The organism is Sphingomonas hankookensis, assembly GCF_001619955.1.
Lineage (GTDB): Bacteria > Pseudomonadota > Alphaproteobacteria > Sphingomonadales > Sphingomonadaceae > Sphingomonas > Sphingomonas hankookensis_A.
Window position 1 is genome coordinate 1 of sequence record NZ_LQQO01000021.1, and the last position, 14,040, is coordinate 14,040.

At 64.5% G+C, this 14,040-nt stretch carries 20 protein-coding genes and 1 tRNA gene; 14 read left to right on the forward strand and 7 right to left on the reverse strand.

The window, feature by feature from the left end; all coding sequences use genetic code 11:
* Positions 1 to 210: 210 nt before the first annotated feature.
* The 7 genes from AVT10_RS17785 to AVT10_RS18235 all read left to right on the forward strand — a co-directional run bounded on the left by AVT10_RS17785 (position 211) and on the right by AVT10_RS18235 (position 5,119).
* Positions 211 to 2,301, forward strand: coding sequence for an AAA family ATPase (locus AVT10_RS17785; RefSeq protein ID WP_084401583.1), 2,091 nt, complete (start codon positions 211 to 213; stop codon positions 2,299 to 2,301).
* 391 nt (positions 2,302 to 2,692) lie between these two features.
* Positions 2,693 to 3,094 (forward strand): hypothetical protein, encoded by a 402-nt coding sequence (locus AVT10_RS18225; protein ID WP_157092740.1) that lies wholly within the window; start codon positions 2,693 to 2,695, stop codon positions 3,092 to 3,094.
* 2 nt (positions 3,095 to 3,096) lie between these two features.
* On the forward strand, positions 3,097 to 3,714 hold the full coding sequence (locus AVT10_RS10285; protein ID WP_066690635.1) for a hypothetical protein: 618 nt from the start codon (positions 3,097 to 3,099) through the stop codon (positions 3,712 to 3,714).
* Between the two features lie 164 nt (positions 3,715 to 3,878).
* Positions 3,879 to 4,319, forward strand: a complete 441-nt coding sequence (locus AVT10_RS10290) for a DUF5681 domain-containing protein (protein ID WP_066690645.1) — start codon at positions 3,879 to 3,881, stop codon at positions 4,317 to 4,319.
* Positions 4,316 to 4,462, forward strand: a complete 147-nt coding sequence (locus tag AVT10_RS18230) for a hypothetical protein (protein ID WP_157092741.1) — start codon at positions 4,316 to 4,318, stop codon at positions 4,460 to 4,462. Before AVT10_RS10290 ends, AVT10_RS18230 begins: the two co-directional genes overlap by 4 nt.
* Positions 4,462 to 4,680 (forward strand): hypothetical protein, encoded by a 219-nt coding sequence (locus tag AVT10_RS10295; protein WP_157092742.1) that lies wholly within the window; start codon positions 4,462 to 4,464, stop codon positions 4,678 to 4,680. The genes AVT10_RS18230 and AVT10_RS10295 overlap by 1 nt, the downstream gene beginning before the upstream one ends.
* A 268-nt stretch (positions 4,681 to 4,948) precedes the next feature.
* Positions 4,949 to 5,119 carry a hypothetical protein gene (locus tag AVT10_RS18235; protein WP_157092743.1) on the forward strand — a complete coding sequence of 57 codons (171 nt, stop codon included), beginning with the start codon at positions 4,949 to 4,951 and terminating at the stop codon, positions 5,117 to 5,119.
* Here the strand turns inward: AVT10_RS18235 and AVT10_RS17790 are convergent.
* The 6 genes from AVT10_RS17790 to AVT10_RS10320 form a co-directional block, all read right to left on the reverse strand.
* The gene (locus AVT10_RS17790; protein WP_084401585.1) at positions 5,101 to 5,697 is read right to left on the reverse strand and encodes an MltR family transcriptional regulator; all 597 of its coding nucleotides are present in this window, start codon (positions 5,695 to 5,697) and stop codon (positions 5,101 to 5,103) included. The genes AVT10_RS18235 and AVT10_RS17790 overlap by 19 nt on opposite strands.
* Positions 5,698 to 5,833: 136 nt before the next feature.
* Positions 5,834 to 5,910: transfer RNA gene (locus tag AVT10_RS10300), tRNA-Arg, on the reverse strand.
* Positions 5,911 to 5,962: 52 nt separating this feature from the next.
* Entirely contained in the window at positions 5,963 to 6,625 is a 663-nt protein-coding gene (nth, locus tag AVT10_RS10305; RefSeq protein ID WP_066690650.1) for an endonuclease III, read from the reverse strand.
* Positions 6,622 to 7,350 carry a 4-hydroxy-tetrahydrodipicolinate reductase gene (gene dapB, locus AVT10_RS10310; protein WP_066690653.1) on the reverse strand — a complete coding sequence of 243 codons (729 nt, stop codon included), beginning with the start codon at positions 7,348 to 7,350 and terminating at the stop codon, positions 6,622 to 6,624. The genes nth and dapB overlap by 4 nt, the downstream gene beginning before the upstream one ends.
* Positions 7,351 to 7,462: 112 nt before the next feature.
* Positions 7,463 to 7,822 carry a hypothetical protein gene (locus tag AVT10_RS10315; RefSeq protein WP_066690656.1) on the reverse strand — a complete coding sequence of 120 codons (360 nt, stop codon included), beginning with the start codon at positions 7,820 to 7,822 and terminating at the stop codon, positions 7,463 to 7,465.
* A gap of 49 nt (positions 7,823 to 7,871) precedes the next feature.
* Entirely contained in the window at positions 7,872 to 8,396 is a 525-nt protein-coding gene (locus AVT10_RS10320; RefSeq protein ID WP_066690659.1) for a DUF2306 domain-containing protein, read from the reverse strand.
* Between the two features lie 191 nt (positions 8,397 to 8,587).
* On the opposite strand from AVT10_RS10320, the gene AVT10_RS10325 reads away from it, so the two are divergent.
* Genes AVT10_RS10325 through AVT10_RS10355 form a run of 7 tightly spaced genes read left to right on the forward strand, consistent with a single transcriptional unit; the run spans position 8,588 to position 12,984 of the window.
* Positions 8,588 to 9,388: a LytTR family DNA-binding domain-containing protein gene (locus AVT10_RS10325; RefSeq protein ID WP_066690661.1), complete on the forward strand. Its 801-nt coding sequence runs from the start codon at positions 8,588 to 8,590 to the stop codon at positions 9,386 to 9,388.
* 13 nt (positions 9,389 to 9,401) lie between these two features.
* A complete protein-coding gene (locus AVT10_RS10330) occupies positions 9,402 to 9,776 on the forward strand; it encodes a fluoride efflux transporter FluC (protein WP_198158554.1) in 375 nt (124 codons plus the stop codon).
* Positions 9,773 to 10,867 (forward strand): RluA family pseudouridine synthase, encoded by a 1,095-nt coding sequence (locus tag AVT10_RS10335; protein ID WP_066690664.1) that lies wholly within the window; start codon positions 9,773 to 9,775, stop codon positions 10,865 to 10,867. The genes AVT10_RS10330 and AVT10_RS10335 overlap by 4 nt, the downstream gene beginning before the upstream one ends.
* Positions 10,867 to 11,442 (forward strand): FMN-binding negative transcriptional regulator, encoded by a 576-nt coding sequence (locus AVT10_RS10340; RefSeq protein ID WP_066690666.1) that lies wholly within the window; start codon positions 10,867 to 10,869, stop codon positions 11,440 to 11,442. Before AVT10_RS10335 ends, AVT10_RS10340 begins: the two co-directional genes overlap by 1 nt.
* Positions 11,439 to 12,098, forward strand: coding sequence for an HAD-IA family hydrolase (locus tag AVT10_RS10345; protein WP_066690893.1), 660 nt, complete (start codon positions 11,439 to 11,441; stop codon positions 12,096 to 12,098). Before AVT10_RS10340 ends, AVT10_RS10345 begins: the two co-directional genes overlap by 4 nt.
* Complete coding sequence (locus tag AVT10_RS10350; RefSeq protein ID WP_066690668.1) at positions 12,095 to 12,304, forward strand: hypothetical protein; 210 nt, start codon at positions 12,095 to 12,097, stop codon at positions 12,302 to 12,304. Before AVT10_RS10345 ends, AVT10_RS10350 begins: the two co-directional genes overlap by 4 nt.
* The gene (locus AVT10_RS10355; protein WP_066690895.1) at positions 12,301 to 12,984 is read left to right on the forward strand and encodes an ATP12 family chaperone protein; all 684 of its coding nucleotides are present in this window, start codon (positions 12,301 to 12,303) and stop codon (positions 12,982 to 12,984) included. Before AVT10_RS10350 ends, AVT10_RS10355 begins: the two co-directional genes overlap by 4 nt.
* Here the strand turns inward: AVT10_RS10355 and AVT10_RS10360 are convergent.
* Positions 12,971 to 13,975 (reverse strand): LacI family DNA-binding transcriptional regulator, encoded by a 1,005-nt coding sequence (locus tag AVT10_RS10360; RefSeq protein ID WP_066690671.1) that lies wholly within the window; start codon positions 13,973 to 13,975, stop codon positions 12,971 to 12,973. The two genes, AVT10_RS10355 and AVT10_RS10360, sit on opposite strands and share 14 nt — an antisense overlap.
* Positions 13,976 to 14,040 lie beyond the last annotated feature (65 nt).

Sequence of the window (14,040 nt, forward strand, 5' to 3'; positions counted from 1 at the left end):
GATAGGGGGTCCTTTTTGGACGCCGATTGACACACGGCAAGCTCGATACCGTGCATATCGGACGGCGCAACATGGTTCGCATGTCCTCGCTTCGCCAGCTAATCGGCGAACCCGCACAAGCATAAGTCAAAGAAAAAGGCCGGAGCATTGCCCCGGCCATAAATCATTGTTCCGGTGGATTGCAGCCACCAAAACTAAGGTAACGAACGGATGAATAATAGCGGATATGCCCTTAAAAATCAAGAGGGGCAGGCGAACAAGACGATGATCGCAGAAGGCTTGGAGCTTGTAGGGCTACCAATCCTGCTATGTGCGATCCATCCTGACACCGGAAACATAGCGGGGCGCTACTTTACGAGCGCAAACCGAAATGACGCCGTAGACTGGGCCTTTGAGAAAAGCGAAGCTGGCTTTGGTGTTTACTGGCATCCGAACCTGACCCGGCCTGCATTGGCAACTAAGGCAAAGAAAAGCGATATCGTCCGTGCCCGGTTCGTGCATGCCGACTTAGACCCGCCAAAGGGTACGGGTGCATGGACGTTGGTCGAGCGCGCGGCGGTGCTTGAGGCTTTGGACGAGCTTCCATGCGCGCCATCGTTTGTAGTGAGTAGCGGTGCCGGATTGCACGCGTACTGGCGGCTAGATGGCGAATGCGAAAACTTGTCGTCAATCGAAACGATTAATCAGGGTGTGCGTGACGCGTTGGGGGCGGACGCCGGGACATGGAATATTGACCGTATCCTTCGTGTGCCTGGAACATGGAACCTGCCCAACGCGAAGAAACGTGAGAGCGGACGCCAGCCCGCCCTGACGGAAATTGTGCGCGCCGACACCGGGGAGGTATTCGAGGCGCATCAGCTTGCCGCATCTTTCCCGCTACGTCCGCGCGGCGATACCGAAATACCTGAGCGCGACGTTGGAGCCGTACAGATCGCGGGGTTCGATCTTACGACGCTGGACGAACTCGGATTGACCGACAGCATCCTATCAAAAGCGGTGACGCTACCCAAAGGCACAGACGGCAGTGGTGACACCTTGCATGCAGCTTGCGAGATGGTGCGGTGCGGATTCTCGGACACGCAAATTGCGGGCGTTCTTTTGAACCCAGCCAATCCGATCAGCACCCATTGCCTTAGCCAATCCGATCCACAGCGCGCCGCCCGTCGTGCAATTGCGAGAGCGCGGGCAGACGAGGGGATCGACCAAGGCGCGATGGCTTTTATCGGCGACTGGCCCGCCATGACGGCGAAGCTAGTCGAAAATTGGAACCGCAAGCATGCTGCACGCAAGCCGTTACAGGCTGCAAATGACGGGGTGCTGCGCACCGTGCCGGAGGGTGGATTGGTCGCCCGGAAAGGCATCACCGCACGCGACCTAATGCAGAAGGACTTTCCGCCCGTCACGTGGATTGTGCCCAATATCGCACCGGAGGGCCTAACGATTCTTGCTGGAGCACCGAAGGTCGGAAAGTCGTGGCTAGCGCTCGGCATTGCGGTGGCGGTTGCTGAAGGCACCGAAACACTTGGCGGGATCAAGTGCGATCGAGGGCGGGTGTTGTATTTAGCCCTTGAGGACAATCAGCGTCGCTTGGCTGGCCGAATGAGGATGATGGGCAAAGCGCTTGGACCTGAGAAGCTCGACCTCATGACTGAGTGGCCGATGGTCGGCGAAGGGTGTGTCGAGGAAATGGAAATTTGGGCCGATAGCCACCCTGATGCGCGGCTCATTGTCGTAGACGTTTTCGCAAAGGTTAAATCATCCAAAGGTGGCTCTAAGCCGCAATATGAACTCGACTATAAGGACGTGTCCGCGCTCCAGCATTTCGCGATTGAGCGGGGGCTTGGCTTAATCTTGGTCCACCACACCCGCAAAATGGAGTCGGACGATCCGTTTGATTCCGTGAGTGGAACACGTGGCCTAACCGGCTCAGCAGATAGCACGATCGTTCTAACAAAGGGCTTCGGCAACGAGAACTCGGGCCTTTACGGTCGGGGCCGCGATATCGAGGAATTCGAGAAAACGGTCTTGTTCGACCGGACCACATGCCAATGGCGCATCGCGGGCAACATCATCGCGCCAGCCGCCACGCCCGAACAGCAGGCGATATTGGACGTACTGAGCGACGCCGACGAACCTATGGCTGCCGGTGATATTGCGCGAGCCGTTGGCAAGTCGTCCTCGAATACCAGCCAATTGCTAACCAAGCTAATCGAAGGCGGCAGAGTGGCGAAGGTAGCCTATGGGAAATTTGCCGTTGCTGCGCCTGGAAATCTCGCGTTTCTGCGTGAGCCGCAAGTTTAAGTATGGCTGCCAATATATCAATGAAACTAATGAACTCGATTAAACTAAAGTCCGCCCATGGCCAGTTTAATCGGTTTCAGTGATTTCAGTGGTTTGCACTTAAACTGACCCTCTTACCCCGACCGCTGCCGCCGTAGGGCAAAGGCCAATAGCTGGCTCCCCGCTTGTAAGTCACTAAGGATACGAGATAATCTAAAGTGTCGAGCATCCGCAGGGGGCACGGGGTATCTTGAGGGCATCACCCGTGCGAACCCAGCCGAGCGGAAAGCTAGAAGTGTTGCAGATTAGCAACTCCGCTATGAATCTGCTCAATAAGTATTGACTTCCTGCCCTTTGCAACAATTGCCAATCAAGCTATTCTGACCATAAGTGAACGAAAGGTCGGAATAAAGTGCAGTACGTTGATAGTTTAGGTCGTTTCTGTTCTAAATTTGATGCCTATAAAAATGGCATTCTGAAAGACGGCTATTCGGTCAGGGTTCCGATGATGCTTTCCGATAGTGGAGGCGCACTTAACTTTGCCGATGCCGAGCGGGCATTTGCAGATAGCGCCGAGGGGCAGCGAACTGTCGCTTATGCCCGCCACCTTCACGACATTCGCGAACGCTCGCACGGGGCACTGGCCCGCCCGTTCACCGATGCCGACGCACTGGCCGCAATTCGCTGTGCGATGGCAGGCCGCGCCTCGGCGACCGAACAGCGGACCAATGATGCCGCTGCCAGCCGGGCAGCCGATTACCGCGAAGGCGCGCGAGCCGCTTGGGTCGACAACTATTACAACAAGGGCAATTGACCATGACCGACACAATCGAGAAGGCCCAAGGCTATGCCCGCAACGGCGGTACGGCTGCTGACGGGCTGGCGATCATGACCGATCTGACTGCGCTACTATTGGGTATCGAAGCCGATCGGGAAACCTGCCGAGTGGCAGCGCTAGACCCGTTCACCAGCCCCACGGACGCTAGTACCGCAAACAGCAAGGTGGGCGCACTGACGCTTGAAGCGCGGCGGCTGGAAGCGTTGACCGGGCTTGTTGCCGAAGTGGTAAAGGCGGCAGAGAAGAAAGAAGCCAAGGACGCTTGCGCGAAGGCATACAGCGCCGCCAAGCGCGAATGCGACACGCTGACCACTTGGGCGCGCGAACGCTATCCGGAAATCGTTGCGGAGCTGACGGCATATGCCGCCCGCCTCCGGGCAAACAACCGGGCCTTGGATGCCGTCAACAGTGCCTTGCCGGAAGGGCGTGAGCGGCTCGCATACGCCGAAACGACGGCACGCGGCTGGAACCCGGCACAGGTGTATGACCGGGCTATCATCGACATGAAGCTTCCCCACGGTACAGACGTTAAGGCGCTGGCATGGCCACCCGCGCCGGTGAACTTCGCGGCGGAACTGATGAAGGCGGCGGGCTAATGCCTGTCGCCGCGTATCAGCGCGAGATTAACGCGGTGGGCGGTTGGCATGTGTAACCAACCCCAACCCGCCGCTGCTGCCTCGCTCAGCTTCTTGTTAGGCGCGCTGCTGTCGCTGGCATTCGTTGTCAGCCTGCTTGCGCCGCATATCGCGTTGGTGACGCCATGAAGGCAGATGCCCCTACGCCCGCACAGAAGCCCCGTGGACGCCCGTTCAAGCCGGGTAACCCCGGACGCCAGCCGGGTTCGCGCAATGCTGCCACGAAGGCCGCTGAGGCGCTCTTGGAAGGCGAGGCCGAAGTTTTGACGCGCAAGGCAATCGAACAGGCCAAGGCGGGCGATATGACGGCCCTGAAGCTCTGCTTGGACAGGTTGGTGCCGGTTCGCCGCGAGCGGACAATCAGCTTTGATATGCCCAAGGTTGCCGGTGCCGCCGATCATCCCGGCGCGCTGCTAGCTATGCTGGAGGCCGTTGCGGCAGGCGACCTGACACCGGGCGAGGCGCAAGCGCTGGCGGGCATTTTGAAGGAACATCGCGCGGCCATCGAAACCGCCGAACTGGCCAGCCGCCTGGATGCACTAGAGGAAAGGATTTCGAGCACGTGACCGGCAACACCATGAAGGCGCGGATTGCGAGGATTGAGGCGGTACGCCCCAATAGCGCCGACCGCATCACGCGCATCGTCCGTACTGTCATCAACCCCGATGGCACCCCTACGGGCGAAGTCATCGTGCGGGCGGTGCCGTGATGACCCTAACCGTTCGACAGCGCACCCGCCTTGCTACGTTGGAAGCGAAAGCACCGCTGCCTCCGCTCCCCTACGATTTGAACTGCCTCACCGATGACGAGCTAATCGTGCTGGCGACGTTGCGCTACGATACGGACGGCGAAGCGATCGTGCCGCCCGAACTATCGGATGAGGTTGCGCGAATTATGGCGAAGGCCGAGGCGGGCGCAAATGGCTAAGCGCACTGGCTTGCGAGCCATCCTCACCGATGCCGAAATTGTCGCGCTGGCAATCGAAGCTTGCACGAACGACGTTCTAACGCCCGCACAGGCTGCCTTGGCCGATCGCGCCGACGCCAAGCTTCGGGCTAGCGAATACCGAGTTGAGAAGCGGCTGGCGCGTCCGTGCTGCTGTCAAAGTTTGGCTGCTGGGTCGCCCCTTGCCTAGCAGTCAGCCGGGCGGGCGTTGCTCCTTGCGTCCGCCCGGCAATAACCACAGGATTCAGTGATGAGCAACGCTAAAACACACCCGACCGATCGCGAAAATAAGCTCAATATATCAAAACGAATGATCGAAGAAGGAGCCAAAATCATCCGAGCTTACGATTCGCGATATGAAGACGAAGCGAGTCTTGCTGAAGCCGTATATGTGACCATGCTTCAAGTGCGCATTAGCTGAACGCTACTAGCCCCTTTTATTGCGTCGCCCCTTCCATCATCCTCCGTTAATAGAAATAGTGAGTATTGAAAACATGACTGGAGGTAAACCTCCCGGGCATCGCTAGGATCAACGCCCATTTCTGGCCATCGTTGTGGTAAACTTATCTGACTACAAGCATTGCGTATCTCTTCCCGATCAAAATCTATTTTGATTCGAGTGTGAGCAAAGGCGTTCCTAATGCGACGGATTGAAGATAGATCGTCTCTGGTATCTTTTCCGATAATTCCTAACGAGTAGGCTATGCGGATAGATGCATCGAAACTTGAAAGCGGTGCTCCGTTTCCTTCGAACAACTGATCTAGGACGTCAGTGTCCTCCCGTGGGAACCGCTTTAGGGAAGCGAAAACCAGCGCCTGCTCAACAACCGAACTGGCGATGATAGCGTGCGCCCGGTCCTCCTTCGGGTCGCGCGAGCCAACGGTCTTGAGAATGCCCCAAGGGAAAATATCGGCGACGGAATGATTAGGCGTGACATGATCCTGTGAGAGGCGTTTCAGGCCTTCCCAAGCCGCTTTGCGGCTAACGGTACTCGTCATTCCATGAAACCTTTAAGTGGCTTGGTCTGTCCGGGGCAGCCTATGATAGATGACTCCATCGCTGCAACAGGCGTGCCCCCGTTATGCCCGGCGCACAATCTGCGCGGACATGCTACCGCTAACCTATTGAGAAGGTTGGCGCACCCGAAGGGATTCGAACCCCTGGCCTCTGCCTTCGGAGGGCAGCGCTCTATCCAGCTGAGCTACGGGTGCTTGGCCGTGGAGGCACGCGCCTAGCAAAGGTCGCGCGGCATTGCCAGCCGTTTCAGTCGGTCGCGACCGCCTTTTGCTTCGGCGCGGGCGTTTTGGGCTTGAACGCGCACAGGTCGGCGACCGGACAGCGCCAGCATTCGGGGCGGCGCGCCTTGCAGATATAGCGGCCGTGCAGGATCAGCCAATGATGCGCGTGCAGGCGAAAGGGCTGCGGCACGACCCGTTCCAGCACCGATTCGACCGCGTTCGGCGTCTTGCCGCGCGCCAGGCCGGTGCGGTTGCCGACGCGGAAGATATGGGTGTCGACCGCAAAGGTTTCCGCACCGAACGCGACGTTCATCACGACATTGGCGGTCTTGCGCCCGACGCCGGGCAGTTTTTCCAGCGCGGCACGGTCGTTCGGCACCTGCCCGCCATGGTCGGCGATCAGCGCTTCGGACAGGGCGATGACGTTCTTCGCCTTGGTATTGAACAGGCCGATGGTGCGGATGTGGTGCTTCAGGCCGTCGAGACCGAGCGCGACCATCTTTTCGGGCGTGTCGACGGTGGCGAACAACGCGCGCGTCGCCTTGTTCACGCCGGCATCGGTCGCCTGCGCCGACAGCACGACCGCGACCAGCAGCGTATAGTCGTTGACCGATTCAAGTTCGGTTTCGGGGTGCGGATTGTCCTCCGCCAGCCGCCGGAAAAACTCGAAGATGTCGGCCTTCTTCAAACGCCCAGCACCGCGTCCATCGTGTAGCGGCCGGCAGGCGCGCTCGCCAGCCACAGTCCGGCGCGCACCGCGCCGCGGGCGAACAGCGCGCGGTCGTCGGCGCGGTGGCCGAGCTCGATCCGCTCGCCCTCGCCCGCGAACACGACCTGATGGTCGCCGACGATGGTGCCACCGCGCAGCGAGGCGAAGCCGATGGTGCCGCCGGCACGCGCACCGACCAGCCCGGCGCGACCGATCACGCCGCTGTCGGACAGGGTGGTGCCCATGCCTTCGGCCGCCGCGTCGCCCAGCATGAGCGCGGTGCCCGACGGTGCATCGACCTTCAGCCGATGGTGGCTCTCGACGATCTCGATATCCCAGTCGGGACCCAGCCGCCGCGCGGCGTCGCGCACCAGCCGCGACAGGAGCGCGATGCCGAGCGAGGTGTTGCCGGTCTGGAGCACGGCGATCTCGGCGGCGGCCTCGTCGATCATCGCATGGTGGCGGTCGTTCAGGCCGGTGGTGCCGATGACGATCGGCGTCCCCGCTCCGCGCGCCGCGGCGAGGTTGGCGGCAAGCGCGCTGGGCGAGGAGAAATCGACCAGCACGTCGGCTCGCCCGGCCAGTTCGACCGGATCACCGCCCTGGTCGACCCCGCCCGCCAGCGTTTCGCCGACGCGCTCGATCTCCTGCGCGATCGCGCGCCCCATCCGGCCCTGCCATCCGAAGATACCGATGCTGGTCACTGGTTCAAAGTCCGCCCGTTGCGCGCGGCCGCCCGACGCGACCCCGGCCTGGCCGGTCCATGGCCCCGGCGGCGGGGATGTGCAAGCGATTGTCGCCTGCTGCCGCGGCGGTTCAGCCCGTGACCGACGCTATCGGGGCTTCGGCATATTTGGGATCGTTCGGGTCGAATTCCGCCTGCGGTTCGAACGTGCGCGAGGTCAGCGCGACATTGCCGAGGCCGAGCAGCTTGAACGTGCCGATCTTGAAGATCTTGGGCGGGCTGCCCGCGCGCTCGACGGTGACGGCATCGACATGCAGGTCGCCATGCTTGGTCCACAGCATGTGCGGCGCCAGGATCATGTCCATGTTGTTGTAGCGGACCGACAGGCAGATCTTCTGCATCAGCGCAAAGCGGATGATGTCGCTGAGCGAGGCGCGCAGCTCTTCCGTTGCGGTATCGGTCGTGGACTCGGGAACGACGTCGTTGTGCATCGCAGCAATATGTAACGCTTGCGACCGGCATCAGCAAGGGGGAGCGGTATCATCCGAACGCCCAAATGGCCATGACCCGCCCCGGAGCGAAGGCGAACAGCCCGGGGACGACCATCGCGCCGAGGAACATGGCGACCAGCCGGCGGCGATGCTTGGCGATATCGCCCGCCCGGGCCGCCGCGATCGCCGCCCATGCCGCGACCAGCGTCACCGGCACGAACAGGTGAATCCACGAAAACCCGCCATGGTTGAGCTGGCGGATGAACAGCGCGCTGAGCGCGGTCGACACCATCAGCGCCATCCAGACCCGTCCCAGCAGGCGGTGGCGCGCCCCGCCCTTGCGGGTCAGCAGGATGTAGAGACCGAGCGGGATGGCAGGCAATACGCTCGCCAGATGGACGGCGACCGCGACGTCATGTGCCGCCGGTGCGGCCGGCGCGATACCGGTCGCCGCACGGATCAGCGCCAGCAGGCTCAGCAGGCCGAGCATGGTGCCCCCCGCCACCATCGCGCCGCGCAACAGCGGGGACAGGTCGTTGGTACGGGCGGCGGTCTTGGCGGTGGCGGGCATCATGGCGGTTCCTGCTATGGGGTGTCCCGCCGGCTGTGCCCGCCCGCCCTTCGCCGGCAAGCCGATCTGCGTGGAACGCCCCTCCCCGTCGTGGATCGTCCACCCTGCCCGTTCGCGATGCGTGAAATGGCAGAGGTGGCAATTACCGGGGAGCGCGCTATCGCGGCGAGGCAACTTCCACGCCGAGCCGCCCCATGCCCGATGCCCGCCGATTGCTGATCGACCTGACGATCATGACCGCCATCGGCGTGCTGCTCGCGGTGCTGGGACCGTTCGGCAGCTTCGCCCTGCCGTTCGCGCTGCGGCTGGCCTATTGGCTGGGCATCGCGCTGGCAGGCTATGCGCTGTACCTGCCCGCCACGGTCATCGCGACACGGCTGGCGCGGCGGCTTTCCCTGCCGGAAGCGGGGTTGTGGGTCGCCGCGTGCGTCGTCGCTACGGCGCCGATGACCGTGGTCGTCTGGGCAGTCGACGGATTATGGCATCCCCTCCACCTGCCCAGCGCGGAAGGGTGGCTGACAAGCTACGCCAATGTCCTGATCCTGGGGTCGGCGATCACGTCGATCTTCTGGTTCGGGAGGATGCGGCGCGCGTCTGCGGCACCTTCACCACCTTTGCCCGCGCCCGTCATCGCTCCGCCGGCGGCCACGCCGTTCCTCGACCGCCTGCCCGCCCATCTTGGCCGCGACCTGATCGCGCTGGCGATGGAGGATCATTATGTCCGCGCGCATACCCCGGCCGGATCGACGCTGATCCTGATGCGGATGCGCGACGCGGTAGCTGAGTTAGCGGGCATGGACGGCGCGCAGGTGCATCGCAGCTGGTGGGTCTCGCGCAGCCATGTCACGGGCGCCCAGCGCGACGGACGCAACGTCCGCCTGCTCTTGACCGGCGGGATCGAGGCACCGGTGGCGCGCGGCCAGATCGAGCCGTTGCAGGCAGCCGGCTGGCCGATGCGCAGCACGACGGTTTCCTCGCGCGCCGCAATCGGCTAGGCGACGGCCGATCATGGGAAATCTATTCATCGTCATGGCCGGCGGCGCGATCGGTGCCGGGCTGCGACATTTTTTCGGACGCTGGGCGCTCACGACCTTCGGCCCGGACTATCCCTGGGGGACGCTCGGGGTGAATCTGATCGGCGGGTTGGCGATGGGGCTGCTGGTCGGCGTCCTGGCGCGCAGCGGCGGCAACGAACAGGTCCGGCTGGCGCTGGGCGTTGGCGTGCTGGGCGGGTTCACCACCTTTTCGGCCTTCTCGCTCGACATGGTGACCATGATCGAACGGGGTGAAGCGGCCGGGGCGATCGGCTATGCACTGCTATCGGTGGTGGGTGCCGCGCTGGCGCTGTTCGCCGGGCTGCAACTGACGCGGGGAGCGGCATGAGCGAGAACGACGTCCGGCAATTCACGGTCGGGGCAGATGACGACGGCATCCGGCTGGACCGCTGGTTCAAGCGGCATCTGCCCGATACCAGCTTCAACACCGTGTCACGCTGGGCGCGGACCGGGCAGCTGCGCATCGATGGCGGCCGTGCCCAGCCGGGCGCCCGCCTGTCGGCCGGACAGGTGCTGCGCGTACCGCCGCCCGAATCGGCGATCGTCGCCCAGCCGCGCCCCAAGGCGGAGCGCCCGCCGCTGTCGGCCGAACAGACCGAGTTCGCGCAGAGCCTTGTCATTTACCGCGACAAGCAGGCGCTGGTGCTGAACAAGCCGCCGGGCCTGGCGACGCAGGGCGGGACCAAGACCCACGACCATGTCGACGGGCTGCTCGACGCGCTGCAGTTCGATGGCGAAAGCCGGCCGAAACTGGTCCACCGGCTCGACAAGGACACGTCGGGCGCGCTGCTGATCGCCCGCACCGCGCGCGCGGCGGCGTTCTTCGCCAAGTCGTTTTCGGGGCGGACCGCCAAGAAGGTCTATTGGGCGCTGGTCGTCGGCATCCCCGACATCGCCGACGGCATCATCGACCTGCCGATTGCGAAGCAGCCGGGCACCGGCGGCGAAAAGATGCATGTCGACGAAGCGGAGGGACAGCTCGCCCGCTCGCGCTACCGCGTGATCGAACGCGTCGGCAACCGCGCGGCGTGGGTCGAGCTGCAACCGTTCACCGGGCGTACCCACCAGCTGCGCGTACACATGTCGGCGATCGGCCATCCGATCGTCGGCGATGGCAAATATGGCGGGCAGGCGGCGTTCCTGACCGGCGGGGTCAGCCGCAAGATGCACTTGCACGCCCGCCGCATCCGCATCGACCATCCCGATGGCGGGCAGGTGGACGTGACCGCCGAACTGCCACCGCATTTCGCGGAAAGCATCGACCTGCTGGGCTTCGACCTGTCGCTCGGCAATGCGATGATCGACGATACGCCGCCGCCGGTGACCAAGGCCGATCTGAAGGCCAAGGCGAAGGCGCACGCCAAGAATTATCGCAAGGAACGGCGTGGCGAGCGGCGGTCGCGGGGACAGCGCGACTGATGCACCCCAATGCCGCCTTCCGCATGGGCGAGGATGCCGCTCGGGCGTTCGTCGCCGGGGAAGGTTTCGGCATGCTGTTCGTCATGACGCCTGACGGCCCCCGCGTGGCGCAGGTGCCGGTGGTGCCGGGCGCGGACGGCGCGCTACGCTTCCATGTCGCGCGCTCCAATGCGGTGACCGCGCATCTCGACGGGGCGACGGTGCTGTTCGTGGTGCAGGGGCCGCACGCCTATATCTCGCCGCGCTGGTACGCGGCGGGGCCGGATGAGGTACCCACCTGGAACTACCTGTCGGTCGAAGTCGAGGGCGTGGTCCGCGCGCTGGACCGTACCGGCCTGCGTGAACAGATCGATGCGCTGGCCGCGATCTACGAAGATGAACCGCAATGGGCCGTCGACCAGATCGATCCAAAAAAGGCGGAGGCGATGATGGACGCCATCGCCGGGTTCGAGCTGGTCCCGACGACGTCGCGCGGCACCGCCAAGCTGAACCAGAACAAGCCGGCGGAAGTCCGCGCGCGGGTGGCGGAGCGGCTGGGCGACCATCCGCTGGCGGCATGGATGCGGACGGCATGACCCGCCTCGCCGTGTTCGATTGCGACGGGACGCTGGCCGATGGGCAGGCGAATATCTGCCTCGCTATGGCGCTGGCCTTTGCCGATGCGGGGCTAGCCGACCCCGACCCGCGAGAAGTACGGCGAATCGTGGGGTTGAGCCTGCCGCAGGCGGTGGCGATGCTGGTGCCCGACAGCGATGCGGAGCTGCACGATGCGGTGGCGGAAGGGTATAAGCGGCATTTCCGCGCGATGCGGCTCGACGGGAGGCTGGCCGAGGAGCCGCTGTTCCCCGGTATCGCCAACGCACTGACTGCACTGCTCGATAGCGGATGGACGCTGGGGGTTGCGACCGGCAAGTCGGACCGGGGCCTCGCGCTGCTGCTCGACCATCATGGCCTTACCCGACATTTCACGACGTTGCAGACTGCCGACCGACATCCGTCCAAGCCGCATCCCGCGATGCTCTATGCCGCGATGGCCGAGGCCGATGCGCTGCCCGAGACGACGGTGATGATCGGCGATACCGGGTTCGACATGGCGATGGCGGTCGCGGCGGGCGCACGGGCGGTCGGCGTCACCTGGGGCTATCATGACCGCGACACCTTGATGGCTGCCGGCGCACAGCGAATGTGCGACGATGCCACCCTGCTCCCTCAGCTGCTGGACCTGCCATGACCGATGATCCCGTCGCCCGCAATCGCTGGCTCGTGCTGGTCGCGATCCGGATCGCCACCGCGATGGGTGCGGTGTTCGGGCTGATCGTGCTGGCGCGGGCTCCGGACACCGGCATGCGCGTGCTGGGCGCGGCGATCGTGCTGTCGGCGCTGTACGCGATGGCGGTCGTACCCCGCGGGCTGACCGCGAAGTGGCGCAGCAAGTGAAGCGCTTCTGGCAGGACGTCGCGGTCACGGCGGACGGCGGCATCGCGCTGGACGGGCGGCCGGTGCGCACGCCGGGGCGGTTGCCGCTGGTCGTGCCCTTCCCAGCGCTGGGCGAGGCGATCGCCGACGAATGGCGCGCGGTGGAGGAGACAATCGATCCGCGGGCGATGCCGCTGACCGGCCTCGCCAACGCCGCGATCGAACGGATCGCACCCGATGCGGCTACCTTTGCGGGCGGGATCGCGGTGTATGGCGGCAGCGACCTGCTCTGCTATCGCGCCGAGCCCGGACCACTGGCGGATCGGCAGGCGGCGATATGGGATCCGGTCCTCGACTGGGCGCGGGAGCGGTTCGGCGTCGACTTCTCCGTCACCGATGGCGTGATGCCGGTCGAACAACCGCCGCGGACGCTGGCGCGGCTGCGCGAGGCGGTGGTTGCCCTGTCGCCATGGCAGCTGGCGCCGCTGTCGCCGATCGTCTCGCTGACCGGATCGCTGCTGCTGGGGCTGGCGGTCGTCGAGCGCGCGATCGATGCCGACACCGCCTGGGCGGCGGCGCATGTCGACGAGGACTGGCAGGCCGAGCAATGGGGTGAGGACGCCCTCGCCGCCGAAACCCGTGCGGCGCGCGCGAGCGATTATCGGGCGGCGATCCGCTTCCTCGACCTCATCCGCGCCTGACCGGACCGCACGATCCGCCGACCGACAGCGACAGGGCGGCGGTCAGCGGCGAGTCGTCCGCCGCCCCTTCGATCCGGTCGATCAGCCGCGTCGTGATCGCGCCCGCCATATCGGCGATCGGGCGATGGACCGTGGTCAGGGCCGGGGTCAGCATTTGCGCGAGGATGCTGCCGTCGAAGCCGATGACGGAGAGGTCGCCCGGCACGTCGATTGCCAGCGATGCCGCGACCTTCAGCACGGCGGCCGCCATTACGTCGTTGCCGGCAAAGATCGCGGTCGGGCGCGGGGTCGCCTGCAACAACCGCGTCGCCGCCGCCACGCCGCTGTCGAAGCCGTAATCGCCCTCTGCCTCATGGCGGAGGGTCAGGCCGTGGTCGTCCAGCCCGGCAATAAACCCGGCACGCCGTTCGCGGGCCGACGCCGCGCTGGCCGGTCCCGACAGCAGCGCGATCCGGCGATGGCCAAGTGCCGCCAGATGATCGGCCACGGCACGCGCCGCGCCGCGCTCGTCCGACACCAGCACCGCGCCATAGCCAGACAGCGCGACCGAAGAGAGCGCCACTGCCGGCACACCCGCTTCGCTCAACGCTTCTGCCATCCCGGCGATGCCGGAGATGGGCGGCACGACCACCACGCCATCGACCCGCGACCGTCCGGCGAAATCGAGCACGTCGGCGACCGGATCGCCATCGCCCGGCGCGACCGGATGCACCACCAGCTCATAAGCCCGCGCCGCCGCCGCACCGACGATCCCGCGCTGTAAGGGGTCGAGCACCAGCGCGTTGCGATCGTTATGCACCAGCCCCAGCAGGAACGACCGCCCGGTCGCCAGCCCGCGTGCACGGGCGCTGGGGCGGAACTGCAGTTCGGCGACCACCGCCTCCACCTGCTCGCGGGTGGCGGCGTTGACCAACGGCGACCGGTTGAGCACGCGCGACACGGTACGGATCGACACGCCCGCCCGCGCCGCGACATCGGCGATGGTGGTCACGCGATATGCCCCTCCAAAACGACATGCGGGGCAGGAACTGCCTCGGCCGTTCCCGCCCCGTCATG